The 22,476-nt window shown below is 69.3% G+C and carries 23 protein-coding genes and 1 pseudogene; 17 read left to right on the top strand and 7 right to left on the bottom strand.

Annotated elements, in window-relative coordinates:
* Nucleotides 1-41: 41 nt before the first annotated feature.
* A complete protein-coding gene (locus tag BLT19_RS16705; protein WP_091492652.1) occupies nucleotides 42-395 on the bottom strand; it encodes a helix-turn-helix domain-containing protein in 354 nt (117 codons plus the stop codon).
* Nucleotides 396-509: 114 nt separating this feature from the next.
* The gene (locus BLT19_RS16700) at nucleotides 510-1,424 is read right to left on the bottom strand and encodes a Bax inhibitor-1/YccA family protein (protein ID WP_091492649.1); all 915 of its coding nucleotides are present in this window, start codon (nucleotides 1,422-1,424) and stop codon (nucleotides 510-512) included.
* 168 nt (nucleotides 1,425-1,592) lie between these two features.
* Here BLT19_RS16700 and BLT19_RS16695 point away from each other — a divergent pair, with 168 nt between their 5' ends.
* A complete protein-coding gene (locus tag BLT19_RS16695; protein ID WP_091492646.1) occupies nucleotides 1,593-2,603 on the top strand; it encodes a glycerophosphodiester phosphodiesterase family protein in 1,011 nt (336 codons plus the stop codon).
* A gap of 14 nt (nucleotides 2,604-2,617) precedes the next feature.
* Here the strand turns inward: BLT19_RS16695 and BLT19_RS16690 are convergent, their stop codons facing one another.
* A complete protein-coding gene (locus tag BLT19_RS16690; protein ID WP_091494319.1) occupies nucleotides 2,618-3,022 on the bottom strand; it encodes a VOC family protein in 405 nt (134 codons plus the stop codon).
* 190 nt (nucleotides 3,023-3,212) lie between these two features.
* Between BLT19_RS16690 and BLT19_RS16685 the strand changes: the two genes are divergently transcribed.
* Genes BLT19_RS16685 through BLT19_RS16670 form a run of 4 tightly spaced genes read left to right on the top strand, consistent with a single transcriptional unit; the run spans nucleotide 3,213 to nucleotide 7,174 of the window.
* Nucleotides 3,213-4,244 carry an iron-siderophore ABC transporter substrate-binding protein gene (locus tag BLT19_RS16685; protein ID WP_091492643.1) on the top strand — a complete coding sequence of 344 codons (1,032 nt, stop codon included), beginning with the start codon at nucleotides 3,213-3,215 and terminating at the stop codon, nucleotides 4,242-4,244.
* 10 nt (nucleotides 4,245-4,254) lie between these two features.
* A complete protein-coding gene (locus tag BLT19_RS16680; RefSeq protein WP_091492640.1) occupies nucleotides 4,255-5,298 on the top strand; it encodes a FecCD family ABC transporter permease in 1,044 nt (347 codons plus the stop codon).
* A complete protein-coding gene (locus tag BLT19_RS16675; RefSeq protein WP_231917701.1) occupies nucleotides 5,295-6,356 on the top strand; it encodes a FecCD family ABC transporter permease in 1,062 nt (353 codons plus the stop codon). The genes BLT19_RS16680 and BLT19_RS16675 overlap by 4 nt, the downstream gene beginning before the upstream one ends.
* An 11-nt stretch (nucleotides 6,357-6,367) precedes the next feature.
* Entirely contained in the window at nucleotides 6,368-7,174 is an 807-nt protein-coding gene (locus BLT19_RS16670) for an ABC transporter ATP-binding protein (RefSeq protein WP_091492635.1), read from the top strand.
* Nucleotides 7,175-7,177: 3 nt separating this feature from the next.
* Here BLT19_RS16670 and BLT19_RS16665 read toward each other — a convergent pair whose 3' ends face one another.
* A complete protein-coding gene (locus tag BLT19_RS16665) occupies nucleotides 7,178-7,513 on the bottom strand; it encodes a hypothetical protein (protein WP_091492633.1) in 336 nt (111 codons plus the stop codon).
* An 89-nt stretch (nucleotides 7,514-7,602) separates the two neighbouring features.
* Between BLT19_RS16665 and BLT19_RS18045 the strand changes: the two are divergent.
* Nucleotides 7,603-8,004 (top strand): annotated as a pseudogene (locus tag BLT19_RS18045) (arsenate reductase ArsC); the annotation flags it as partial.
* Between the two features lie 221 nt (nucleotides 8,005-8,225).
* Here BLT19_RS18045 and BLT19_RS16655 read toward each other — a convergent pair.
* On the bottom strand, nucleotides 8,226-9,131 hold the full coding sequence (locus BLT19_RS16655) for an NAD(P)-dependent oxidoreductase (protein ID WP_091492627.1): 906 nt from the start codon (nucleotides 9,129-9,131) through the stop codon (nucleotides 8,226-8,228).
* Between the two features lie 94 nt (nucleotides 9,132-9,225).
* On the opposite strand from BLT19_RS16655, the gene BLT19_RS16650 reads away from it, so the two are divergent.
* The 3 genes from BLT19_RS16650 to BLT19_RS16640 are packed head-to-tail and all read left to right on the top strand — an operon-like array spanning nucleotide 9,226 to nucleotide 12,212.
* The gene (locus BLT19_RS16650; RefSeq protein ID WP_091492624.1) at nucleotides 9,226-9,624 is read left to right on the top strand and encodes a pyridoxamine 5'-phosphate oxidase family protein; all 399 of its coding nucleotides are present in this window, start codon (nucleotides 9,226-9,228) and stop codon (nucleotides 9,622-9,624) included.
* Nucleotides 9,625-9,667: 43 nt separating this feature from the next.
* Nucleotides 9,668-11,659: a bifunctional diguanylate cyclase/phosphodiesterase gene (locus tag BLT19_RS16645; protein ID WP_091492622.1), complete on the top strand. Its 1,992-nt coding sequence runs from the start codon at nucleotides 9,668-9,670 to the stop codon at nucleotides 11,657-11,659.
* Between the two features lie 37 nt (nucleotides 11,660-11,696).
* The gene (locus BLT19_RS16640) at nucleotides 11,697-12,212 is read left to right on the top strand and encodes a methyltransferase family protein (protein WP_091492620.1); all 516 of its coding nucleotides are present in this window, start codon (nucleotides 11,697-11,699) and stop codon (nucleotides 12,210-12,212) included.
* 457 nt (nucleotides 12,213-12,669) lie between these two features.
* Here the strand turns inward: BLT19_RS16640 and BLT19_RS16635 are convergent, their stop codons facing one another.
* Nucleotides 12,670-13,611: a diacylglycerol/lipid kinase family protein gene (locus BLT19_RS16635; protein WP_091492617.1), complete on the bottom strand. Its 942-nt coding sequence runs from the start codon at nucleotides 13,609-13,611 to the stop codon at nucleotides 12,670-12,672.
* Between the two features lie 179 nt (nucleotides 13,612-13,790).
* Between BLT19_RS16635 and BLT19_RS16630 the strand changes: the two genes are divergently transcribed.
* Complete coding sequence (locus BLT19_RS16630) at nucleotides 13,791-14,594, top strand: class I SAM-dependent methyltransferase (protein ID WP_091492614.1); 804 nt, start codon at nucleotides 13,791-13,793, stop codon at nucleotides 14,592-14,594.
* 35 nt (nucleotides 14,595-14,629) lie between these two features.
* Nucleotides 14,630-17,374 (top strand): hypothetical protein, encoded by a 2,745-nt coding sequence (locus BLT19_RS16625; RefSeq protein ID WP_091492612.1) that lies wholly within the window; start codon nucleotides 14,630-14,632, stop codon nucleotides 17,372-17,374.
* Between the two features lie 62 nt (nucleotides 17,375-17,436).
* Here the strand turns inward: BLT19_RS16625 and BLT19_RS16620 are convergent, their stop codons facing one another.
* Nucleotides 17,437-18,102 carry an arsenate reductase/protein-tyrosine-phosphatase family protein gene (locus tag BLT19_RS16620; protein WP_231917700.1) on the bottom strand — a complete coding sequence of 222 codons (666 nt, stop codon included), beginning with the start codon at nucleotides 18,100-18,102 and terminating at the stop codon, nucleotides 17,437-17,439.
* A 115-nt stretch (nucleotides 18,103-18,217) separates the two neighbouring features.
* On the opposite strand from BLT19_RS16620, the gene BLT19_RS16615 reads away from it, so the two are divergent.
* From BLT19_RS16615 to BLT19_RS16590, 6 genes are all read left to right on the top strand, one after another.
* The gene (locus BLT19_RS16615) at nucleotides 18,218-18,478 is read left to right on the top strand and encodes a DUF6458 family protein (RefSeq protein WP_091492608.1); all 261 of its coding nucleotides are present in this window, start codon (nucleotides 18,218-18,220) and stop codon (nucleotides 18,476-18,478) included.
* Nucleotides 18,462-19,622 (top strand): serine/threonine-protein kinase, encoded by a 1,161-nt coding sequence (locus BLT19_RS16610; protein WP_091492606.1) that lies wholly within the window; start codon nucleotides 18,462-18,464, stop codon nucleotides 19,620-19,622. The genes BLT19_RS16615 and BLT19_RS16610 overlap by 17 nt, the downstream gene beginning before the upstream one ends.
* Nucleotides 19,619-20,146, top strand: coding sequence for a hypothetical protein (locus tag BLT19_RS17815; RefSeq protein WP_091492604.1), 528 nt, complete (start codon nucleotides 19,619-19,621; stop codon nucleotides 20,144-20,146). Before BLT19_RS16610 ends, BLT19_RS17815 begins: the two co-directional genes overlap by 4 nt.
* Nucleotides 20,139-20,846 carry a phosphatase PAP2 family protein gene (locus BLT19_RS16600; protein ID WP_091492602.1) on the top strand — a complete coding sequence of 236 codons (708 nt, stop codon included), beginning with the start codon at nucleotides 20,139-20,141 and terminating at the stop codon, nucleotides 20,844-20,846. The genes BLT19_RS17815 and BLT19_RS16600 overlap by 8 nt, the downstream gene beginning before the upstream one ends.
* Before the next feature lie 17 nt (nucleotides 20,847-20,863).
* Nucleotides 20,864-21,682 carry a DUF1206 domain-containing protein gene (locus BLT19_RS16595; RefSeq protein ID WP_091492600.1) on the top strand — a complete coding sequence of 273 codons (819 nt, stop codon included), beginning with the start codon at nucleotides 20,864-20,866 and terminating at the stop codon, nucleotides 21,680-21,682.
* Nucleotides 21,683-21,749: 67 nt separating this feature from the next.
* The gene (locus tag BLT19_RS16590; RefSeq protein WP_231917699.1) at nucleotides 21,750-22,475 is read left to right on the top strand and encodes a Pr6Pr family membrane protein; all 726 of its coding nucleotides are present in this window, start codon (nucleotides 21,750-21,752) and stop codon (nucleotides 22,473-22,475) included.
* Nucleotide 22,476 lies beyond the last annotated feature (1 nt).

Below are 22,476 nucleotides of genomic sequence, written 5' to 3'. Positions count from 1 at the left end.
CCTCGGGAGCGAGAAGCCACTCGCGCGGCGACCTCGGCGGATCAGGCGACGAGGACGAGCGCGGTCTGCACGCCGACGGCGGCGGACGAGCCCGCCGCGCGGTCGCCTGAGCGGTCGCGCAGCTCATCGCCGACGGCGGCGGTGAGGTCGACCAGGCTGATCTCCAGCGCGCCTGCGACGGCCGCGATCATCTCGCTCGAGGGCTCTTTGAGGCCGCGCTCGATCTCCGAGAGGTACTGCGGGGAGACGCCGGCGCGCTCCGCCGTATCGGCGAGGCGCTCGCCGCGTTGCTGCCGGATGCGCCGCAGCTGGGCTCCGAGCGCATCGCGCCAGAGCGGCTCGGGCTCGCGAGCCGGACGTTCTCGGCGCTTGGGCAGCGGGATGAGCTCGGCCATGCCTTCACGATAGGACGGCTCTGCGCGGCATCCCGAGTCGTTCCGCTCAGAGCAGAACGCCCCGACGACGAAGGGGCCGCCCGGATGGACGACCCCTTCGACGACGTTCGACGGTCAGTTGCTGCCCCGCGCGATCGCGATGATGCGAAGGATCTCCAGGTAGAGCCAGACGACCGTCACCATGATGCCGAAGGCACCGAGCCAGGCGAACTGGCGGGGAGCGCCGTTACGCACACCCTGCTGGATCTGGTCGAAGTCCAGGACCAACGAGTAGGCGGCCATGATCACGACGAGGACGCCGATGAGCACGCCCCACGGAATGCCGAACAGTGGGCTCGGCTGGCTGCCGATTCCGAACGCGTCCGGTACCACGCCGGTCCACATGAGGATGAGGTTGAGCAGCGAGAACGCGAGATAGCCGAACATCGCGACCATGAAGATCTTGGTGGCCTTCTTGGAGGCGCGGATCTTGCCGCTGGCGAACAGCGCGAGCGTCACGCCGACCACGGCGAGCGTCGCGAGCGTCGCCTGCAGGACGATGCCCTCCCACCGGATCTCGAAGAACGCCGAGATCCCGCCGACGAAGAGCCCCTCGAAGGCCGCGTAGGCGAAGATCAGCGCGGGGCGGATCTTCTTGCGCGAGGTGAAGATGACCACCATCGCCAGGACGAAGCCGCCGAGCGCGCCGATGATCCAGGGGAGAAGGGTGGGCTGACCGGTACTGGCGACCGGAGCCATCGTCCAGATCCACCCGGCGACGGCGGCGACGACGAGGATCGCGAAGAGCCCGACCGTTTTCCAAACGGTGTCCTCGATCGTCATCCGGCCGGTCTCCACGGCGCCGGCGGGCGGGGCGGCGAATGCGCCCTCGAGCTGAGCGTTGGCTGCCGCATTCACCGTCGCGTGCTGCGCGGAAGCGGTCTGCGTCTGCGTCCCGTAGGGAGCGGGCGGCGTATTGGTGGGGTACGCCTTGCCGGCTTTCGGGTCCTGGAAGGCGGGGTTGTTGAACGCGGGGTTGTTGAGGGCCACTGCTCTCACACTCCAAAGTCGAAGGTTCGACAGCACCGTGCTGTTGCGCTCTACGATATCGGACCCGTGGTCCAGCGCCGAGGGTGGCACCTGTGAGAGGCCTTTGAGGGCGCTCCCGGCATGCGCCCTGCCATCGGCGCACGCTCGAGCCGCGGGTAGCCTGAAACGGTGCCGCGCACCTCACCGCTGATCATCGGCCACCGCGGTGCGCCCGGGTATCGGCCAGAGCACTCGCGGTCTTCGTACGACCTCGCGTTCGCCATGGGCGCGGATGCCGTGGAGCCCGATGTCGTCATCTCGCGCGACGGGGTGCTCGTCGTCCGTCACGAGAACGAGATCTCCGGAACCACGGACGTCGCCGACCGGCCGGAATACGCGAACCGCCGCACCACGAAGATCGTCGACGGTGCCGAAATCACCGGCTGGTTCACCGAGGACTTCACCTGGGACGAGCTCTCCACGCTGCGCTGTCGCGAGCGGCTCCCCGCCCTGCGGCCCTCCAGTGCGACGTTCGACGACCAGCAGCCGATCCTCCGGCTCCGCGACGTGCTCGACCTCGTCCGCGCGGCGTCGCTCGAGCGGGGGCGCGAACTCGGCGTCGTGCTGGAGATCAAACACGCGACCTACTTCGACGGCCTCGGTTGGGATATGGCCGAGCTCGTCGAGACAGAACTCGCCGACGCCGGATGGGCGTCCGGGCAGCTGCCGCTGACGATCGAGGCGTTCGAGTCCACTGTGCTCGGGCGCCTCCGCGAGCGCGGCATCCCGGCGGTGTACATCTACCTGCTCGAAGCGGCTGGGCGCCCGGCCGACCTCCTCGCCTCGCTCGGCGCCGCTGCACCGACCTACCGCCGCACCGCGCAGCCGGCGGGCCTGGACGCGCTGGTCGGGGTCGTCGACGGCATCAGCGTGGACAAGCGGATGATCCTCGCCCCCGACAAGCTCGGCCGCGCCACCGGCCCGTCGGCCGTGGTCGGCGACGCGCACGCCCGCGGCATGCGGGTCTTCACCTGGACCTGCCGTCCCGAGAACGCGTTCCTGGTCGGCCAGTTCCGCAGTCGCGGGGGATCGGGAGCGTTCGGCGACTATGAAGCCGAGTGGGGGATGATCCGGGATGCCGGGGTCGACGGCGTCTTCGTCGATCATCCAGATCTCGGGGTCGACGTCTTCCGCGGCTGAACCGCCGCGCACCTTCAGCGCTCGGCGAGGACGTCCAGGTAGTGCTGGTTGAACATCACGCCGACCACGTTGCCGAACGGGTCGTACACCGACCCGGTGACGAAGCCCGGACCCTGCTCGGTGATCGGGATGTGCGGCTCGGCGCCGTGCTCGATGAGGCGGTCGTACGCCGCCTTGACGTCATCGACCGCCCAGTACGCGACCGTCCCGCCCTGCTGCTGCGGGGACGGGCCGACGTAGCGCCGATCGAGGATCCCGAGCTCGTGCGAAGCATCGCCGAGGCGGAATTCGACGTAGGCGAGCGCGTCGCCGAATTCCTTGCGGAAGTACGGTTCAACCCCCAGCACCTCCTCGTACCACCGGGCGGCGGCGGCGACATCGTCGGCGGAATACGTGATCGTGGTGAGCCCTCGGAACATGGTGTCCTCCTCGTCGATGCAGCCATTCTCCTCGGGGACTCCGACATCCCGACGAGTTGCACCTGCGTCGATCGCTGACATACGGTTGAGGTAAGGCTCACCTTATCGTCGCCCTTGCACGGGGCGCGTCGATATCGTTCCCACGAGTCGCCTGAGCCTTCAGCATCCACCGATCACACGGGAGTTCCGCATGCGTTCCAACCGATTCCTCGCCGTCGCGGCGATCACCGCGACGGCCGCGCTGGGCCTGGCGGCGTGCAGCGGCACGACAGCCGCAGACCAGAGCGCAGACGCCGGTGCGTCCGCCGAGGGGTACCCGATCACGATCGAGAGCGCGCTGGGCACCGCGACCCTCACCGAGAAGCCGGAGCGCGTGGCGACGGTGAACTGGGCAAACCACGAGGTGCCGCTCGCGCTCGGCGTGGTGCCGGTCGGTATGGCCGCGGCCAACTTCGGCGACGACGACGGCGACGGCCTGCTGCCGTGGGTGTCCGAGAGGCTCGAGGAACTCGGAGCCGAGACCCCGGTGCTCTTCGATGAGACCGACGGCATCGACTTCGAGGCGGTCGCCGACACGAACCCCGACGTCATCCTGGCCGCGTACTCCGGCCTGACGCAGGAGGACTTCGACACCCTGAGCGAGATCGCCCCCGTCGTCGCCTACCCCGACGCGCCGTGGTCGACGTCGTGGCGCGACGTCATCGAGGTCAACGCGGCCGGCATGGGCATGGCCGCCGAGGGCGAGCAGCTCGTGGCCGACATCGAGGACGAGATCGCGGCATCCGTCGCCGAGTATCCGCAGCTCGAAGGCAAGTCGACCATGTTCCTCACCCACATCGACCCCGCCGACCTCAGCGAGGTCAGCTTCTACACGTCCAACGACACGCGATCCGCGTTCTTCGAGGACCTCGGCCTCGCGACACCCAAGAGTGTGCAGGAGGCATCGGCCAGCGGCGAGTTCTCCGGCACCGTCAGCGCCGAGCAGGTCGACACATTCGAAGACGTCGATCTCATCGTGACCTACGGCGACGGCGACCTGGTTGCGACGCTCGAAGGCGACCCGCTCCTGTCGCAGATGCCCGCGGTGCGAAACGGCGCGATCGTCGCGCTGGACGGCTCTGGCCCCCTCGGTACGGCCGCCAACCCGACGCCGCTGGCGATCTCGTGGGTCCTCGACGACTACCTCGCGCTGCTGGCCGAGGCCGCCGACAAGGTCCAGTGACCTCTGCCGCGTGACCTCGACCACACTCGCATCCGATTCGGGCGTCGCTCTCGTGCGACGCCCGAATCGCGTGCGCCTGCTGTGGCTGCTGGTGGTCCTCGTGCTGCTCGTCGTCCTCTCGGGGATCTCGCTCGCCGTGGGCTCGCGAGACGTCTCGTGGGACGACCTGATCGCCGGTCTCGCCGGCGGGACGGAGAACCTCAGCCAGGCGGCGGTCGTCAAGCGCATCCCGCGGACGGTGCTGGCGCTCGTCGTCGGCGCGGCGCTCGGTCTGTCCGGCGCGGTCATGCAGGGCGTGACCCGCAACCCGCTGGCCGACCCCAGCATCCTGGGTGTCAGCATGGGCGCGTCCCTCGCGGTCGTCGCCGGGATCGCCTGGTTCGGACTCTCGAGCGCCTCCGGCTACATCTGGACGGCGATTCTCGGCGCCGCACTCGCGGCGGTGTTCGTCTACGCGATCGGCTCGCTCGGCACAGGTGGGGCGACACCGCTGAAACTCGCGCTCGCCGGGGCGGCGACCTCAGTCGCACTGGTCTCGTTCATGACCGCGATCGCGCTGCCGCGCGGTGACATCTCGGCGATCATCCGCTCCTGGCAGATCGGCGGCGTCGGCGGCGCCTCGTTCGACACGATCCTGCAGGTGGCGCCGTTCCTCGTCGTCGGAGCCATCGTCTGCCTGCTCTCCGCGCGCAGTCTGAACTCCCTCGCGCTCGGCGACGACCTGGCCGCGAGCCTCGGCGAACGCGTCGCGATCGTCCGTGCGTTCGCCGCCTTCGGCGCCGTGCTGCTCTGCGGCGCCGCCGTCGCGGTGGCCGGACCCATCGCGTTCCTCGGGCTCATCGTCACGCACATGTGCCGGCTGCTGGTCGGCGTGGACCAGCGCTGGCTGCTGCCGTTCTCAGCACTGACAGGCGCGGCGCTGCTGGTCGTCGCCGACATCGTCGGACGCATCGTCGCCCGGCCGAGCGAGATCGACGTCGGCATCATCACCGCGCTGATCGGAGCACCCGTCTTCATCGCCATCGTTCGACGGCAGAAGGTGCGGGCACTGTGAGCGGCGCACCCGTGCACGCCCCGACGCGAAACCCGACCGCGCTCGCGGTGGCCTCGGCACGTGGACGCCGGACTCGCCGGTGGCGGTCGATGGTCGGCATCCTGCTCCTGCTCATCCTCACCGTCTTCGCGATCAGCCTCATGGTCGGCCAGACGTTCTATCCGCCCGCCGACGTCCTCGGCGTCCTGCTGGGACAGGACGTCGACGGTGCCTCGTTCACCGTCGGCCGCCTCCGTCTGCCGCGCGCGGTGCTCGCGATCGTGGCCGGATTCAGCTTCGGTCTGGCGGGCGTCACGTTCCAGACGATGCTGCGCAATCCGCTGGCGAGCCCGGACATCATCGGCATCAGCGCCGGCGCCAGCGCAGCGGCCGCCTTCGCGATCGTGATCCTCGGGCTGAGCGGCACCGCCGTGTCGCTGTTCGCGATCGTCAGCGGGCTGGGCGTGGCTCTGCTCGTCTACGTCCTGTCGTACAAGGGCGGAGCGGCCGGCACGCGGCTGATCCTGATCGGAATCGGGATGGCGGCGATGCTGGATGCCGCGATCAACTACATCCTCTCCCGTGCGGGTCAATGGGACCTGCAGGAGGCCCTCCGCTGGCTCACCGGCAGCCTCAACGGGACCACGTGGACCCAGGTCGTCCCCGCCCTGATCGCGATGATGATCCTCGGTCCGCTGCTGCTCAGCCGGTCGCGGAACCTGGGCGCCCTGCAGCTGGGCGACGACACCGCCGCGGCCCTCGGCGTCCGCGTCGAGCGGACTCGACTCGTCGTGATCGTCGCCGCCGTCGGCCTCATCGCCTTCGCCACGGCTGCGGCCGGACCCATCGCCTTCGTGGCGTTCCTGTCCGGGCCGATCGCCGCCCGCATCCTCGGTCCGAACGGATCCCCGATGCTGCCAGCCGGTCTGATCGGCGCACTGCTGGTCCTGGTCGCCGACTTCTGCGGACAGTACGCCTTCGGCACCCGGTTCCCCGTGGGCGTCGTCACCGGCGTCCTCGGCGCCCCTTACCTCATCTACCTCATCGTCCGCACGAATCGTGCGGGCGGCTCGCTGTGATCGGCAGGCACATGACCGAGAACCATCAGCTCACCGCAGAGAACCTGACGCTCGGGTACGGCGATCGCACCGTGATCGAGGCGCTCGATCTCGCTGTGCCGCCCGGGCGCATCACTGCGATCGTCGGCCCGAACGCCTGCGGCAAGTCCACCCTGCTGCGCTCGATGTCGCGGCTGCTCGCACCGCGCGGCGGTCAGGTGCTGCTGGACGGCGCGCAGGTGCACAAGATGCCGGCCAAGGAACTGGCCCGCACGCTCGGTCTCCTCCCGCAGTCGCCGATCGCGCCCGAGGGCATCACGGTCGCCGATCTGGTGGGACGGGGCCGTCAGCCGCACCAGGGCATCTTCTCGCGCTGGACGCGCGAGGATGACATCGCCGTGGCCGAGGCCCTGGACACCACCGACACGGCGACGCTGGCGGACCGCGCGGTCGACGAGCTTTCCGGCGGGCAGCGTCAGCGCGTCTGGATCGCCATGGCGCTCGCCCAGCACACCGATCTGCTGCTGCTGGACGAGCCCACGACCTTCCTCGACGTGAGTCATCAGATCGAAGTGCTCGATCTCCTCACCGATCTGAACCGCAGCCGTGGGACCACCATCGTGATGGTGCTGCACGACCTCAATCTCGCGGCCCGCTATGCGGACCACCTGATCGCCCTGGAGGGCGGACACGTCCACGCGGCCGGACCCCCGGCATCCGTCCTCACCGAAGCATGCGTGCTCGCGGTCTTCGGCATCGACAGCAAGGTCATCACCGACCCGACCTCGGGCAAGCCGCTCATGCTGCCGATCGGGCGGCACCACACCGAATCGGGCTGACCATCAGATCGAGTCGGCCCAGTTCTGGTCGTCGTCGCGCGGCGACCGCGCCTGCACGTGGATGACCGGTCGCTGCGCCATCGTCCGCGCCACGACGCGCTCCACGGTCGGAACGTCCTCGAGCTCCGGCCAGTCCGATTCGACGCTGCGGGCCACGATCTGACTCGCCGGCCCCAGAAGCAGCCGTGCGCGGCCGATCGTGCCGTCGGGCTCGACGACGGGGATGTCCAGCGTCTCCGCCGCTTCGGACTCCGCCAGAGCGGCGCAGTACTCCAGCACCGCCTCGGCGATGTCGTCACCCGTCATGAGCTCGGCTCCGGCGTAGATGAGGATCTTCATGCAACAGGTCTATCCCTCACCGACGGGTTCACCGAGGGGGTTGCCCCGGGCAGAAGCGACCGCTAGTCCGGTCGTGCGTAAATGGAGGGGTGAGCGAGATCCCGACCGTCCTGTTCGTGTGCGTGCACAACGCCGGCCGCTCTCAGATGGCCGCCGGGTATCTCTCGTCGCGGGCCGGGGATGCCGTCAATGTGCGCTCGGCAGGCTCGGAGCCGAAGGACCGGATCAACCCGCTGGCGATCGCCGTCATGGCCGAAGAGGGCATCGACATCGCCGGTGGCACACCCAAGATCCTCAGCGTCGACGCGGTGCGCTCGGCGGACGTCGTGATCACGATGGGCTGCGGCGATGCGTGCCCGATCTTCCCGGGCAAACGGTACGAGGACTGGGAGCTCGAAGACCCGGCGGGGCAGGACATCGGCGTCGTCAGACGGATCAGGAACGACATCCGAGACCGGATCGATGCGCTCCTGACCGATCTGCTGCCCGCGGGCGAGTGGCAGGGTGGGACCATGAGCGAACACACCTCCGACGCCGCGATGACCGACGAAGAGAAGCGGCGCGACCAGTTGCTGGCCGCACCGAACGCCGTCGAAGCCGACGCGGCACCGCGCATCGATGTGACCGAGCACGATGGCATCACCCGGATCGACATCCGCGATGATGCGGTGGTGCGCCCCGGCAACCCCGAGGAGACGTCGGCGGAGAAGGGTTAGGAGCTCAGCCGGGTTCCTCCGCGCTCCTCCAGCAGCCTCGCGACCAGCAGTTCTCCGTCCACCGCGCCGAACCGTTCCAGCGTCTCGCGATGCAGGCGGGCGACCGTCGCGGACACCTCGAACGGCGTCCCGGTCTCGGTCGCCAGCGCGGTCAAGGTGTCGAGTTCGTCGACGACCTCGCTCACCCCGAAGGTCGCCATGTCGTCGCCGTCCAGGAGCAGATCGAGGTGACGCTGCGCGAAGGCACTGTCGCCTGCCGACCCAGCGATGAGACCGCGGAGCGTCTGCGGTGTGATCCCCAGCCGCTTCCCGAGCAGGAGCGCCTCGGCGACCGCGGCGACCTGACCGAACCAGAGCAGGTTGATCAGGAGCTTCGCGGTGAAGGCCGACCCGACCGCGTCACCCACGACGCGGATCCCGTCGGGGCCGGAGAGCACGCCGAGGATCGGCGCGACCCGCTCGCGGGCGCTCTTCTCGCCGCCGACGAAGAACCCGAGGCTCGCGGCCTCCGCGGCGTCGACGCCGCCGGCCATCGGCGCGCCGACCGCGTCGATGCCGCGTTCGCGGGCGATCGCGGCGATCTGCTCGGCCACGCCGGGATCATTGCTCGTCAGGTCGAGCCAGCACGCGCCCGCCCGGAGGTCCTCCAGCAGCGGAGCGGCGCCGAGCATCAGTTCGCGCGACTGCGCCGCGCCCGGCAGCACCGTCAGCAGGATGTCGGCGCGCGTCGCGGCCGTCGAGGCGGAGGGCGCGGTGTCCAATCCGGCCGCTTCGGCGCGCAGCATCCGCTCCTCGTCCACGTCGAAGACGACGACGCGGAAGCCCGCTCGATCGAGGTGGGTCGCGATCGGCAGCCCCATCCGGCCGATTCCGACCACGGACACCGCACTGTCGCTCGCCATGCCCGAACGCTACCGAATGCAGGGCGATGCAGTCCGCCGGGGCGACGGAGCTCAAGGGGTTGCGTCTTCCCGGCGCACGCGGTGCTGTGGAGGCATGACCACTTCTTGGGATGACGTACGACCGTATTTCGAGCGGGATGCCGTGGCGCACGTGGCGACGCTGATGCCGGATGGGGCGCCGCACTCGGTGCCGGTGTGGATCGGCGTCGAAGGCGACCGGCTCGCCTTCTTCAGCGTCGCGGGGTCGCGCAAGGACGAGAACGTCCAGGCCGACCCGCGCGTGGCGTTCTCGATCACCGCGCCGGACAACCCGCTGGACATGGCCTTCGTGCGCGGAGAGGCGGTCGAGCGGATCACGGGCGACGCCGCGTTCGAGATCATCGACCCGATCTCGCAGAAATACGCGGGGAAGCCGTACTTCGACCGCTCGGCCCACACCGCTTTCCTGGTGCGGCCCGACACGTCCTGGTTCCACGACTACTCGGCCGACTGAGTCTCGTGCGCCGGATGTCGTCCATCCTTGACAGAATCGTCCCGTGAGCTCTCTTCCCCTGACCGGCGCCGACGTCGGTGAGGACGAGCGGCGACGCCTCGAGGAATGTTCGCGGGAGCCGATCCGCACCCCCGGTGCGATCCAGCCGCACGGCGTGCTGCTCGGCGTGGATCGCGAGCGGTTCGTCATCGAGGTCGCCAGCGAGAACTGCGCGGCGATGCTCGGATGCGCCGATCCGCTGGGCGAACCCCTGGCACGCGTCGTGGGCGCGGAGTTCGCCTCGACGATCCAGCACTTCGTGGCGACCGGCGGTGCGAATCCGCTGATGTTCGCGACCGCGTCCGCGGCATTCGATGTGATGGTGCACGAGGTCGGCGAGACCGTCGTGATCGAGTTCGAGCCGGTGCTGCCGCGCACGCTGCAGCAGACGACCTCGGCCCTGTACGCGATCATCCAACGGCTCGCCCACAGCGCCGACAGCCGGTCGCTGCGCGCGGAGACCGCCCGGGAACTGCGCGAACTGACGGGCTTCGACCGGGTGATGGTCTACCACTTCCACCCGGACGCGCACGGCGAGGTCGTCGCCGAAGCCCGCGCCGATGACATGGAGCCCTACCTGGGGCTGCATTTCCCGGCATCCGATATTCCCGCCCAGGCTCGCGAGCTCTACCTGACGAAGCTCTCGCGCGCGATCGTGGGCACCTCGACCGACAGCGTCGACCTGCTCAGCGTCGACGACGCTTCCGGCCGGTCGCCGCTGGATCTGAGCAGCGCGGAGCTGCGCAGCGTTTCTCCGCACCACCTGCAGTTCATGCGGAACATGGGACAGGATTCGACGCTGTCCTTCTCGATGGTCCGCGACGGCGTCCTCATCGGCATGATCACCTGCGCCCATCGGTCCACGCTTCGCGTGCCGTTCATCCTCCGACGCGGGATGGAGGTGCTCGCCGGTCAGGTGGCGCTCCAGTTGAGCGCGCTGGATCGGGTCGCGCAGCTGCAACGGCAGGCGGCCATCCGACGGCGGCGCACCGACCTGATCCTGCAGATCGCGGACGCCGACGACCTCGCCCGGTCGCTGGTGAGCGGCCGCCTCACGGTCCTCGACGTGATCGAGGCCGACGGCGCGGTCGCGTGCATCGACGGGCAGACGCACAGCATCGGGTCGGTGCCGTCGATTTCCGAACTCGAGGCGCTGTACCGCGCCACACGCCCGGGCGCGCGCGGCGGGCTGTATGTCACGGAGTCGCTGCGGACGGATGATCCCGACCTGGCGCGCGTCGTCCCCTCCGTCACCGGCGCCCTCGTGGTGCACATCGGCGGTGCGGGCGACTTCCTCGCCTTCTTCCGCGACGAGATCCTCCGTGAGGTGAACTGGCTGGGAGACCAGACGACCGCGAACCGGCGGACACCGCTGTCACCCCGCAATTCATTCTCATCATGGACGGCCGGGGTCACAGGCAGCTCGGCGCCATGGGGAGATCTGGTCGGCGAGGCCGTCGAGCTGGCTCGCGATCTGGAGGGCGCCCTGTTCCGCCGGATCGAGTCCGAGCTGGCCCATCTGGCGATGCGTGACTCGCTCACAGGCCTGCCCAACCGCCGAGGTCTGATGGAACAGCTCGACGCCGCCATCGATCCGGAGGCGGTGGGCGACCTGTCGGTGCTGTTCATCGACCTCGATCGGTTCAAGCAGATCAACGACGCGTTCGGCCACGACGTCGGCGACTCCGTCCTGGCGGCCGTGGGGAAGCGGATCCAAGATGCCACGCGCGCCGGCGACACGGTGGCGCGCATCGGCGGCGACGAGTTCGTCGTGCTCTGCGACCGCGCCGACGACGAGCACGTCCTGGTGGTCGCCGAGCGCATCCGCGAGGCGATCCACGAGCCGATCGTGCTCGAGACGCTCACGCTCGAGGTCGCAGCCTCGGTGGGCGCGACCACGGTGAGCGCCGGCGACACCGCGCTGGATGCGCTGCGTGCAGCCGACCAGGCGATGTACCGGGCCAAGCAGGGCGGGCGCAACCGCTCGTCTCGCTGACCCCACGACAGTCGCCGCCGGGACTACCATCGGCGCCATGAACGCCGTCCGCGTGCGGGCATGGGCCGGTACGATGATCTTCCTCGCGCTCGCGCCCGGAATCGTCGCCGGGCTGATCCCCTGGCTCCTGACCGGCTGGCGCATCCCGTGGTCTCCGCCGTGGCTCGTCCCGGTCGCGATCGTCTCGGTGCTGCTGATCGGCAGCGGCGTCGTCGTGCTGCTGGACGCCTTCATCCGCTTCGCTCGCGCGGACGGCACACCTGCGCCGCCCGTCCCCACGGCGCACCTGGTGGTCATCGGGCCGTACCGGTTCGTCCGCAACCCGATGTACCTCGCGGTTCTCGCGATCATCCTGGGGCAGGCGCTGCTGTTCGCCAGCACGGCGACCGTGATCTATGCGGCGCTGGCCTTCGCTGCGGTGTTCCTGTTCGTGCGCTTCTACGAGGAGCCGACACTCGCAGCGACCTACGGCGACGAGTACCGGAGGTACCGGCGGCACGTCCGCGGATGGATGCCGCGCCTTCGGCCCTGGACCGACGCCGAGAAGGCGTGATCTCGAGGGGCGGGGGTCGTCCGCGTCACCTCAGGACACATTCGGGCGCCTCGTTGCACGCACTCGCTCGACCGGGTCGGCAGCAGGGGTGACTTGCCTGGTGGTGGCAGTTCGTGCGCACTCAGCCCGGCTGAACCAGCAGGAACTGCCACCTCGGCTTGGCGTGCCCGCGACGGGGTGGCAGCTCGTGCGGGGTGCGGCTCCTGGAGGCTGCAGGAACTGCCACCTCGGCTTGGCATGCCGGCGACGGGTGGCAGCTCGTGCGGCGTGCGGTTCTTCGATGCCGCAGAACCTGCCACCTCGGCTCGCGGCGCCCACAGTGGGGTGGCAGCTCGTGCGGCGTGCGGTTCTTCGAGGCCGCAGCAACTGCCACCTTCGCGCGATGCGATCACCACTCGATAACGTTCAGGGAGCGCTGCGTACCCCGCTTCTGCGTGCGCGGACTCCTCGTCGCGGGTCAGCGGACGCGGATCGCGGCGGGCTGGATCGACACCGTGAACGCGCGGGTGTCGCCGATCTCCTCGCCGTCGATCTCGAACGCGCGGACTTCGGGGAGTGTGACCTCGAGCTTCTTCGCGCGACCGTGGTTCACGGCATCCGTGCTCGTCGTGGAGTCGTCCTTCGACAGCATCCGCTTCAGTCCGTTGTCCCAGACCATGGTCTTCAGCGTCCCCGCCCACTCTCCGAAGCCCTCCGCGCTGAGCACGAGGTAGTCCAGCTCGCCGTCGGAGGGGTCGGCGTCCGGGAGGAGGGTCAGGCCGCCCTGCAGCGTGCCGCAGTTCGCGATCAGCAGCGTGTGGCCCTCCTCGTCGCGACCGGGCTCGTCATCCTTCGTGATGTGGAACGGGACGATTTCGCTCGCCGACAGCGCACGCCCGAGCGACTCGACGTATGCCAGCCAGCCCGCCTTGTCCTTCAGGTCGTCGTCGGTCTCGGCGATCATGTGCGCGTCGATGCCGAAGCCGACCATCACGACGAACCCGTGGCGCTCCCTGCCCGCGTCGAGGTCGACCTCGACCCAGCCGACATCGACCGGCCGAGCGTCACCCGACAGGGCGCGGGTGAGGGCGGCGGGCACGTCGTTGAGCGGGACATCGAGATTGCGTGCGAGCAGGTTGCCGGTGCCGAGCGGGACGATGCCCAACTCCGCGGTCGCCTCCGCATCGGCCAGGTGCTCGGCGACCGCGCGGACGGTGCCGTCGCCTCCTGCGACGATGACCAGATCGGCGCCGTCGGCCAAGGCATCCTTCGCGACGCCCTGCCCGGGGTCATCGGCGCTGGTCGCCCACCACCGCACGTCCAGGTCGGCATCGTCAGCGGAGGCCGTCGCGAGGCCGGACGCGAGGGTCTCCTTCCCGGTCTTGGTCGGGTTGTAGATGATCGCGATGCGCGTGGGCATGATACTCGTCTCGTCGAGGGGGTGGCATCCCATCCTGCTCGACAGGCACCCAGCGCGAGCCGGGGGTGCACGAGCGCGCGGGGTGTGCTAATCGATTGGGTGAACCGGCTGTGGCTCGAACACGGGCACAGAGCACGCACACCCTTTCGCGCGGGACCCCGCAGTCCTACGGTGTGGCCATGGGATTCGATGGCGCAGCGGTGGACTACGACCGCTTCATGGGTCGCTACTCCACAGGGCTGAGCGGACCGTTCGCCGACTTCGCCGACGTGCGCGCCGGCCAGCGCGTGCTGGACGTCGGCTGCGGGCCCGGTGCGCTGACTGCGGAACTGGTCACCCGCCTCGGTGCCTCATCGGTGGCGGCCGTCGACCCGTCCCTCTCGTATGCGACAGCGGCACAGGAGCGATTTCCCGACGCACGGATAGCGGTCGCGCGGGCGGGCGCGCTTCCGTTCCCGGACGCGGCGTTCGACGTGTCGCTGGCACAGCTGGTGGTGCACTTCCTCGCCGATCCGGTGCACGATCTGGGCGAGATGGCGCGGGTCACCCGTGACGGCGGCGTCGTCGCGGCATGCGTCTGGGATCACGGGGGAGGCGCGAGCCCGCTGAGCCCGTTCTGGGATGTGCTCTCTGCGACCGACCCGGACGCCCCGAACGAGGCCGATCTGCCCGGCACACGGGCCGGTCAGCTGAAGGACTACCTGATCGGCGCGGGTCTGCGGGAGGTGACCGAGACCGTGCTGACCGTTCGTGTCACGCATCCCACGTTCGAGGACTGGTGGGAGCCGTACCTCCGCGGCGCTGGGCCGGTCGGCGCCTACATCACCTCGCTGGATGACGCCGGCCGCGAGAGCCTGGAGCGCACGCTGCGAGAGCAGATGCCGCCCGCGCCGTTCGAGGTGGCGGGTTCGGCGTGGGCGGCGAGGGGCATCGTGCCGGCGCGACCGGATGTATCAGGGGCACGCGCCCGCCCTCAGGTCTAGCATCTGCGTCACGCGCGGATCGAAGGGGACAGCCCATGTTCGCCAAGCACCGACCGCCGGAGATCCTCGAGATCAGAGTGCACGGCGTGCTCAACACGCCGCCGGCCGAGATGCTGCAGACCACGCCCGACAAGATCTCCAGACGGACCGGAGACGAACTCGGCTCGTTCTGGGTGCGCACCGATGATGCCCCCGCGCAGGGCATCGCGACCACCGAGGCGTTCTCGTGGGGCGCGCAGGCTCGGACCGGGGGTGGCGCGCTGGCGGTCATCGGCCGCGTCCTGGTGCATCTCGGCTGGTTCCTCCTGCTGCCGTATGCCCTGGCGAATCTCGCCTACTGGACCCGCTCGATCGGGTCCCAGAAGAACGCCGGTGCGCAGACCTGGGACGGCGGACCGGGCGCGGCGACCGTGAGGGTGTTCGGGCTCGTGCTGACGCTGATCGCGGTCGCCGCGTTCAGCTCGGTCGCGATCGACCTGATCGCGATCCAATGCTTCCCGCAGGAAGTGCAGGTGTGCGCTGCCCTGCCGCCGGTCTTCGACGGGCTCCGCGAACTTTCGCGAGACGGCAGGGCGGCGCTGCTCGGCGTCGCTCCGATCGCCGCGGTGGTGATTCTCTACGTCATCGGGCGCCGTGGCCGCGTGCGGTTCGAGGAGCCCGTGAAGCGTTTCGGAGCGGGCCTGGGTGACACTCCGGATGAGGAGGGTCTGCCGCTGCTGGCGACGCGCGGCTTCTGGTCGGTGTCGCGGGTCGGCCAGACATCCGAGTGGCTGCACGTGGCGGCATCCATCGCCCTCGTCCTGTTCGTGCTGTGCCTGGATTCCGCGTACGTGCGTGTTCCGGGATGCTGGCGGGAATCGTCGGCGATCACCCTCGACTGCCTCGGTGCGGCGTTCCAGGAGCCGTTGCCGGCGTCCTTCGCACTGGGAGCGCTGGTGCTGCTGGTGGGGGCCGTCGTCCTCGTCGTCATCTCCTCGCACACCTCGACGGGAGCGGGCACCGCGGTCAAGCGCGGCCTGGCCATGGCGTGCCTCGTGCTGGCCGGTTCGGGCTACGTCGCGTGGCTGATCCTCGCGCTCACCCGGCACACGCCGCAATCCGACGCGCACCCGGGTTTCCTCGGTCTCGTGGCGACGCCCATCGCCCTCATCGTGCTCGCCTTCTTCCTCGCGCTCGCCGGCGTGATCTGGAAGGCGCGCGCGGGCATCGGTCGGCGCATCCTCAGCGCCGCTCTGCTCGTCGTCGGCGCGGCGGCGCTGCTCACCACGCATCTCGATCCTGCGATCTGGGGATCGACGGGGGCGGACTGGCGCCCCTGGCTGGTCGGCATCGCGGCCGCATGCGTGGTCGCTCATCTCGTGAACGGCTGGACGATCCGCGGCGACCGCCGGTTCGAAGCGTGGCGGGGTCAGGGCGCCACCGTCGCGATGATGCTCGCACTGTTCGCCTCGATGGCGCTGTCGAGCCTCCTCGTGCTGGGCGTGGCGGCGTTTCTCGGCACGCCCGCCGGTTCGGCGCCGATCGTGGACATCTGGCGCACGCCGCTGCCCCCGCCGCCGGCTGCCCTGTGGAACGTGCCGGACGCATACGAGCGTTTCGCCGTGGTCCTGGCCTGCATCGTCGGCGTGCTGATCGCCCTCATCGTCGCCGTGCTGGCCTTCAACCTGAGCCGCTTCGTCCGGTACTCGCTGCCGGCCCTCGATCAGAAGGACGGGGCGGCCGACACCGCAGAGAAGATCCGGCAACGCGGCGGCGTCCTCGTACCGGCACGCCGGGACTATGCACCGCGGTTGAGGATGCCGACCCCCGATGTCGCGCGACCGGTCGGCGTGCGCCGCAGCTCGCATCTGCTTCATCGCGGAGAGCCGCTCTTCGGCTGGCTGGCGGTCCTCGCCGCGATGGGATTCTTCAGCCTGTCATCGTCGTTCGTCTATGAGCAGGTCAAGGCGCTCGTCGTGAGCTGGAACATGGTCCCGGCATCGATACGAGGCGGGACGACCGCGATCCTGGTAGCGGTGGCTCTGGCCGCGGCGGGGGCCGTCGCCGCGCACGCAGCGTCCAGCAGCGAGCGACCCCTCGGCGTGTTCTGGGATGTCGTCGCCTTCTTCCCACGCGCGGGTCACCCCTTCGCGCCGCCCTGCTTCGGTGAGCGGGCGGTTCCCGAGCTGTCCGCGCGTATTCGCGCCTGGCTCGCGGACCCCGCAGCGAAGAGGTCGCGGTCGGTGATCCTCACCGCGCACTCGATGGGCTCCACGATCGCCGCGGCGACCGTGCTCTCGATGCGCGGCGAGATGATCGGCGAGGGCCGCGATCATGGCTCCCGCAGCGCCGACCACCTCGCGCTCCTCTCCTACGGCAGCCAGCTGCGCGCATACTTCAGCCGGTTCTTCCCATCGGTCTTCGGCCCAGAGATCCTCGGCGTGCCCGGAGTGCGCGGGCCGTCGCTCTGGCGACGCGACCCCTGGCGACAGCAGGTCCTCGCGGAGTTCGAGGCGTCGTCACTGCCCGCACCGGGCCAGGTCGACCAGCTCTCGCTCACCGCGATGCTCGGCGCGCACGCGCGATCCGTTCCTCGATGGCGCAATCTGTGGCGGCGCACCGACTACCTGGGGTTCCCGGTCTACGCCTATCGGTCGAACCCGGTCGACCGGGGCGCCACCGAATCCGTCCGGGACAGCTACCTCACGCAGATCGGGACGCACAGCGGCTACCTGGGCACGCCGCAGTTCCTGCTCGCGCGCGCCGAACTGGTCACCGCGATCGACGAGGGTGCACCGTGAGCGGTTCTGCGCGGCCGTGATCACGCGGCCGGAATCACGCGGCCGGAATCACGCGGCCGGAATCACGCGGCCGGAATCAAGCGGCCGGAGAGCGCCCGGATCCGGTGACTGATCATGTCGAAGACGGCGTCGAACGCGAGCGGCGTGCCCACGACTGCCGGGTCGGGGATCGACCAGTGCAGATCGTCACGGCCCTGCAGCTGTTCGTGTGCGGCATCGCAGACGGTGATCACCAGGTCGCCGTCTTGCCGCGCATCGTCGACGTGCCGGGGCCGACGCCGGTCGTCGATGCGGAGGCCGTGCCGCTGCGCTGCCGCGAGGGCTCCTGCGTTGACGGCGTCTGCGGGGCGGATGCCGGCTGAGGCGGACGGCACCGTGCTGGTGTCCTGCCAGATCGCCTCTGCGAGCTGAGAACGGGCGGAGTTGGCTGTGCACACGAAGAGCACTCTCGGCGGCAGGGGGATGGCTCGGGGCGCGAGTGTCTCGAACACCTCGGCGCGGAGCGACACGTAGTTTCGGCGCTTGTCGGCCTCGGACGGTGAGCGCACGATGATCCCGGCGGATTCGAGGACGTGCAGGTGATGGGCGACGAGATTCGTGCCGAGTCGCAGGTCCCGGCTGATCTCCGACGACGCCAGGTCGCCGAGCGTGAGCAGATCCACGATGCCCAGGCGCGTCCGATCGGCCAGAGCGGCGAAGACGGCGGCGCAGGAATCCAGATCAGTCATCGAGTCATCCATATCACGAGCTCGTCGGCAGATCAACGGCATTTGACTCAATCACGGTTGACCCTAATGTGGTGGCTTGATCGAGGCGAGGGCCGCCTCCGAAGGGAAGAGCACCATGGGCATCGGAAGTGGCATCGCGCTGGTCGTCATCGGAGCGATCCTCGTGTTCGCGGTCAACATCGACACCGGCGGCTTCGTCGATCTCGACCTCATCGGCTACATTCTGATGGGCGCCGGCGTGGTCGTGTTCCTGATCAGCCTGGTGCTGATGATGCGCCGTCGGCAGACCGAGTCGACGACCCGTTCTGCAGTGGACCCCGCGACGGGGGAGCGCGTCACGCGGAGAAGCGTCCGCGACAATGACCCCATCGTCTGACCCCGGATCGCCTCTGATCGCCGTCCGTCCGTCCGCAACTGCGGGCGGTGAGGTGCTGGGCGGCAGATACACGCTGGGTCCGCGACTCGGCGAGGGCGGAATGGGCGTGGTGTACCGCGCCCAAGACCGGATGCTCCGACGAACCGTCGCGGTGAAGGTCTTCCGCGGCGGCCCGGCGGAGTCGGCGAGGACGGCGACCGAAGTACATCTGCTCGCCGGGCTCAACCACCCGGCACTCGTCACGCTGTACGACGCGCACATGGGCGAGGTCGCCCCCCGCTACCTCGTCATGGAGTATGTCGACGGCCCGACTCTGGGCGAGCGGCTTGCACGAGGGCCACTGAGCGCCGACACTGTCGCCGGCATGGCACGAGACCTCGGCGATGCGCTGCACGCCGTGCATGCGGCGGGCATCGTGCACCGCGACATCAAACCGTCCAACGTCCTCCTGCGTCCTTCCACGGTTCGCGGAGAAGAGTTCCATGCGAAGCTGGCAGACTTCGGCATCGCCCACTTGATCGATTCCACTCGACTCACCACACCCGGGCTCGTCGTGGGATCGGCGGCATACCTCAGCCCCGAGCAGGTCTCCGGTGCCGGACCAGCGCCCGCGGCCGACATCTACGCCCTCGGACTGCTGCTCATCGAATGCCTCACCGGACGGCGCGCGTTCGCGCAGACAGGCCTCAACGAGGCCCTGATCGTTCGGTTGACGCAAGACCCGGTCATCCCCACCTCCGTCGGGAACGGCTGGGGTGCTCTGCTGACGAAGATGACCGATCGCGACCCGGCGAAGCGACCCACGGCGCGAGAAGTCGTCCGAGCGGTCGCCGACCTGCGATACGCCGACGCCGGCCCGGAAACGGTCGCGGTGGATCCCGGGGTGATCGAGCCCGAACCCTCGACGACGAGGGTGCTGAGGCCCATCGAACCGGCTGAGCCGGTCGTCGAGAACCCTCGACTCGGACCGCACATGCGCTGGCTGCTCGCCTTCATCGCCGCGACGGTGATCGCGATCGTCGCCGTCGTCGGCCTGATCGTCTGGAACGCAGCCGACCTGGGCGTCGTCGCGCCGTCCCTCCCGATGCTGCAGGAACCGATGCACTCCCACCTCCAGCAACTGCTCGATGCGGTCACGCCGTGACCGCGCGGCGCCCCACTGTCATCCCTGCGGTGCTGCTCGCGGTGGCGTTCTCTCTGACCGGCTGCACTGCACCGTCTGCGCTCCCACATCAGCTGAGCGAGAGCTGGCAGGCGCAGGTCGTCGCGGTGGCTGACAGTGCGGCAGCGGGGAACGCCGCCGAAGCGCTGCGGCAGCTGGATGCGTTGCAATCAGAAACCCAGCGCGCATTGCAGGACGGTGAGATCACGCCTGAACGTGCGGCGCAGATCCAGCAGTCCATCGATGTCGTACGCGCCGACCTGCAGGCTGCTCCTCCCGTCCCCGAGGCTCCGCCCGCACCTGCTCCCACAGAGTCGACTGTGCCGGAGGATTCGGTTCCGGAGACTGCAGTGCCGGAAGCTCCTGTGCCCGCGGAAGAGGTGACAGAACCTGCGTCGGACACAGAGGGGAACGGCAACGGGAACGGCAACGGGAACGGGAACGGCAACGGCAACGGGAACGGGAACGGGAACGGCAACGGAAAAGGCAAGGGCAACGGTGGCTGAAGATGCCGTCGCTTCCGTTGACCCCGCCGACGTCAGCGAAGATCTCGGAGGCGTCGAGCCCGACGGTCGCCGCGGCATCGTCCTGGCTGTCGCGATCGGAGCCGCGGTCGCATTCGTCACCCTGCGCCTCGTCGTCTCGCTCAGCGGTCGCGCCCCCTTGCCGATCGATGTCTGGTGGAACGACCTGATGGTCGCCACGATGAGCGACGCGTCGATTCTGGTCGCGTGGGTTCCGGCCATCGTCGGCGGAACGATCGGGATGGCGGTCATCGGTCTTCTCCTGGTCGGCGTGTTCTCCGTCCGACGCAGGTGGTGGGATGCCGCGACCATCGCCTCCGCCGTGATCGCGATCGTGGCCATCGGAGCGCCGATGGCCGCCGTCATCGCCCGCGTGCGCCCGGAGGATTCGCTCGCCGAGAGCGTCGCCACCTCCTTCCCCTCCGGCCACACCGCGGTGGCGACAGCCGTCGCCATGACCCTGGGGCTCCTGCTGCGTCGCTGGTACGTCTGGCTGCTCGGCGTCCTGTGGGTGCTGCTGATGATGTGGAGTCGCACCCACCTGCACGCACACTGGCTGAGCGACGTGGTCGCCGGAATGCTGGAGGGCATCGCCATCGCCTGCCTGGTCTGGTGCGCCATCGAAGCACTCCGCGATCGCAGAGCCGCGCGCGCCGCCGCCACCCCATCCCCATCATCCTGACGAAAGGCGTCCCCCTCATGTCCCCGAGCACCGCTTCCGGCTCTTCCGCCCGCGCCGCGCGCGCAGCGCAGGATTCGACGATCTTCCGCACACTGGCGCGGATCGGGTACGTCGTGCTCGGCATCCTGCACATCCTCATCGGCGTGATCTCGATCTCCATCGCGACCGGAGGCGGCGGAGATGCCGACCAGGGGGGTGCGCTGGCGCAGATCCAGCAGAGCCCTGCCGGGGTCGTCCTGCTCTGGATCATCGTGGTGGGGCTGTTCGCCTTGGCCGTCTGGCAGGTGGCTGAGGTGTTCCTCGAGCGGGATCCCGACACCAAGAAGAAGTGGGCTCACCGCGTCAAGTACCTCGGAACGGCCGGGGCCTATCTCGCGATCGCGGCGACGGCGGTCGTCTACGCGCTGGGCGGTCAGTCCGAATCGTCAGAGTCGTCTCAGACGTTCAGCGCGAAGCTGCTGGCGGCGCCGGCCGGGGTCGCCCTCCTCGTGCTGGTCGGGCTCATCGTCGCGGCGATCGGAGCGGCGTTCATCGTGCGCGGCATCACCCGAGCGTTCGAGAAGCACCTGGATCTGCCGACGGGCGTCGCAAGACGGGGCATCGTGACGTTCGGCGTGGTCGGGTACATCGCCAAGGGCATCGCCGTCGGCATCGCCGGCATCCTGTTCGTCGTCGCGGCGCTCACCCACGATCCGGAGGCCGCCGGCGGACTCGACGCCGCGCTGCACGCACTCGCGGGTCTGCCCTTCGGCGCGATCATCCTGTGGATCGTCGGGGCCGGCCTGGTCACCTACGGCCTCTTCTGCTTCGCTCGCGCGCGGTACGCCCGGATGTGACAGAAGGCGATTGAATCCACCACTATCCTGAACCCGCGGCACGACTGCCGCTCGGGGGGATGGGTTCGTGATTCAGGAAGCTCGCGTGCAAGAGCCGGCTGAGCGGGTGTCAGCCGGGCGCGCCCTGGCGGCGCGCGTATGGTACGGAAGCATCGCCGTGGTGGTCGGCATCGCGCTGATCATTCAGCTCGTGCTCGTGTTCACCGGGGGACAGGACGTGAACTCGTTCCAGCCCACGAATGATCAGAGCCTCGGTGAACGGCTGATCAACCTGTTCAGCTACTTCACGATCCAGAGCAATCTGTTCGTCCTCGGCACCTCCGCTGCGCTCGCCCTCAGCATCCACCGCGACGGTCGGCTCTGGCGCGTGCTGCGCCTGGACGCGATGCTCGGCATCATCATCACCGGATTGGTCTACGACTTCGTGCTCGCGCAGCTCGTGCACCCGACCGGATGGGCGCTGGCTGCGACCATCGGCTTCCACTACATCTCGCCCTGGGCCACGCTGCTCGGCTGGCTCATATTCGGGCCGCGTCCGCGGATGGGGTGGCCGGTGCTGGCATTCGCGTTCATCTGGCCGATCGCGTGGCTCGTGCTCACCTTCGTGCGCGGGGGCCTCACCGGCTGGTGGCCCTACCCGTTCCTCGACGTCAACCTCATCGGGCTGGGCGATTCCGTGCGCAACTCGGCGGTCATCCTGCTGATCGCCGTCGGCATCGCCGCGCTGCTCGTGATCCTCGACAAGCGGATGCCGGCACTCATCGCCGAGCGGCGGGAGAACGCGCCGCGCTGAA

This window comes from Microbacterium pygmaeum (assembly GCF_900100885.1).
GTDB classification, from domain to species: domain Bacteria; phylum Actinomycetota; class Actinomycetes; order Actinomycetales; family Microbacteriaceae; genus Microbacterium; species Microbacterium pygmaeum.
The sequence above is the reverse complement of the archived record's forward strand: the minus strand, read 5'-3'. Positions and strand labels throughout refer to the sequence as shown.

Coding starts and splice junctions, on each gene's coding strand:
- BLT19_RS16705 (WP_091492652.1), bottom strand. CDS start 395: ATGGCCGAGCTCATCCCGCTGCCCAAGCGCCGAGAACGTCCGGCTCGC.
- BLT19_RS16690 (WP_091494319.1), bottom strand. CDS start 3,022: ATGTTCCGAGGGCTCACCACGATCACGTATTCCGCCGACGATGTCGCC.
- BLT19_RS16685 (WP_091492643.1), top strand. CDS start 3,213: ATGCGTTCCAACCGATTCCTCGCCGTCGCGGCGATCACCGCGACGGCC.
- BLT19_RS16670 (WP_091492635.1), top strand. CDS start 6,368: ATGACCGAGAACCATCAGCTCACCGCAGAGAACCTGACGCTCGGGTAC.
- BLT19_RS16665 (WP_091492633.1), bottom strand. CDS start 7,513: ATGAAGATCCTCATCTACGCCGGAGCCGAGCTCATGACGGGTGACGAC.
- BLT19_RS16655 (WP_091492627.1), bottom strand. CDS start 9,131: ATGGCGAGCGACAGTGCGGTGTCCGTGGTCGGAATCGGCCGGATGGGG.
- BLT19_RS16650 (WP_091492624.1), top strand. CDS start 9,226: ATGACCACTTCTTGGGATGACGTACGACCGTATTTCGAGCGGGATGCC.
- BLT19_RS16640 (WP_091492620.1), top strand. CDS start 11,697: ATGAACGCCGTCCGCGTGCGGGCATGGGCCGGTACGATGATCTTCCTC.
- BLT19_RS16635 (WP_091492617.1), bottom strand. CDS start 13,611: ATGCCCACGCGCATCGCGATCATCTACAACCCGACCAAGACCGGGAAG.
- BLT19_RS16630 (WP_091492614.1), top strand. CDS start 13,791: ATGGGATTCGATGGCGCAGCGGTGGACTACGACCGCTTCATGGGTCGC.
- BLT19_RS16625 (WP_091492612.1), top strand. CDS start 14,630: ATGTTCGCCAAGCACCGACCGCCGGAGATCCTCGAGATCAGAGTGCAC.
- BLT19_RS16620 (WP_231917700.1), bottom strand. CDS start 18,102: ATGACTGATCTGGATTCCTGCGCCGCCGTCTTCGCCGCTCTGGCCGAT.
- BLT19_RS16615 (WP_091492608.1), top strand. CDS start 18,218: ATGGGCATCGGAAGTGGCATCGCGCTGGTCGTCATCGGAGCGATCCTC.
- BLT19_RS16610 (WP_091492606.1), top strand. CDS start 18,462: ATGACCCCATCGTCTGACCCCGGATCGCCTCTGATCGCCGTCCGTCCG.
- BLT19_RS16595 (WP_091492600.1), top strand. CDS start 20,864: ATGTCCCCGAGCACCGCTTCCGGCTCTTCCGCCCGCGCCGCGCGCGCA.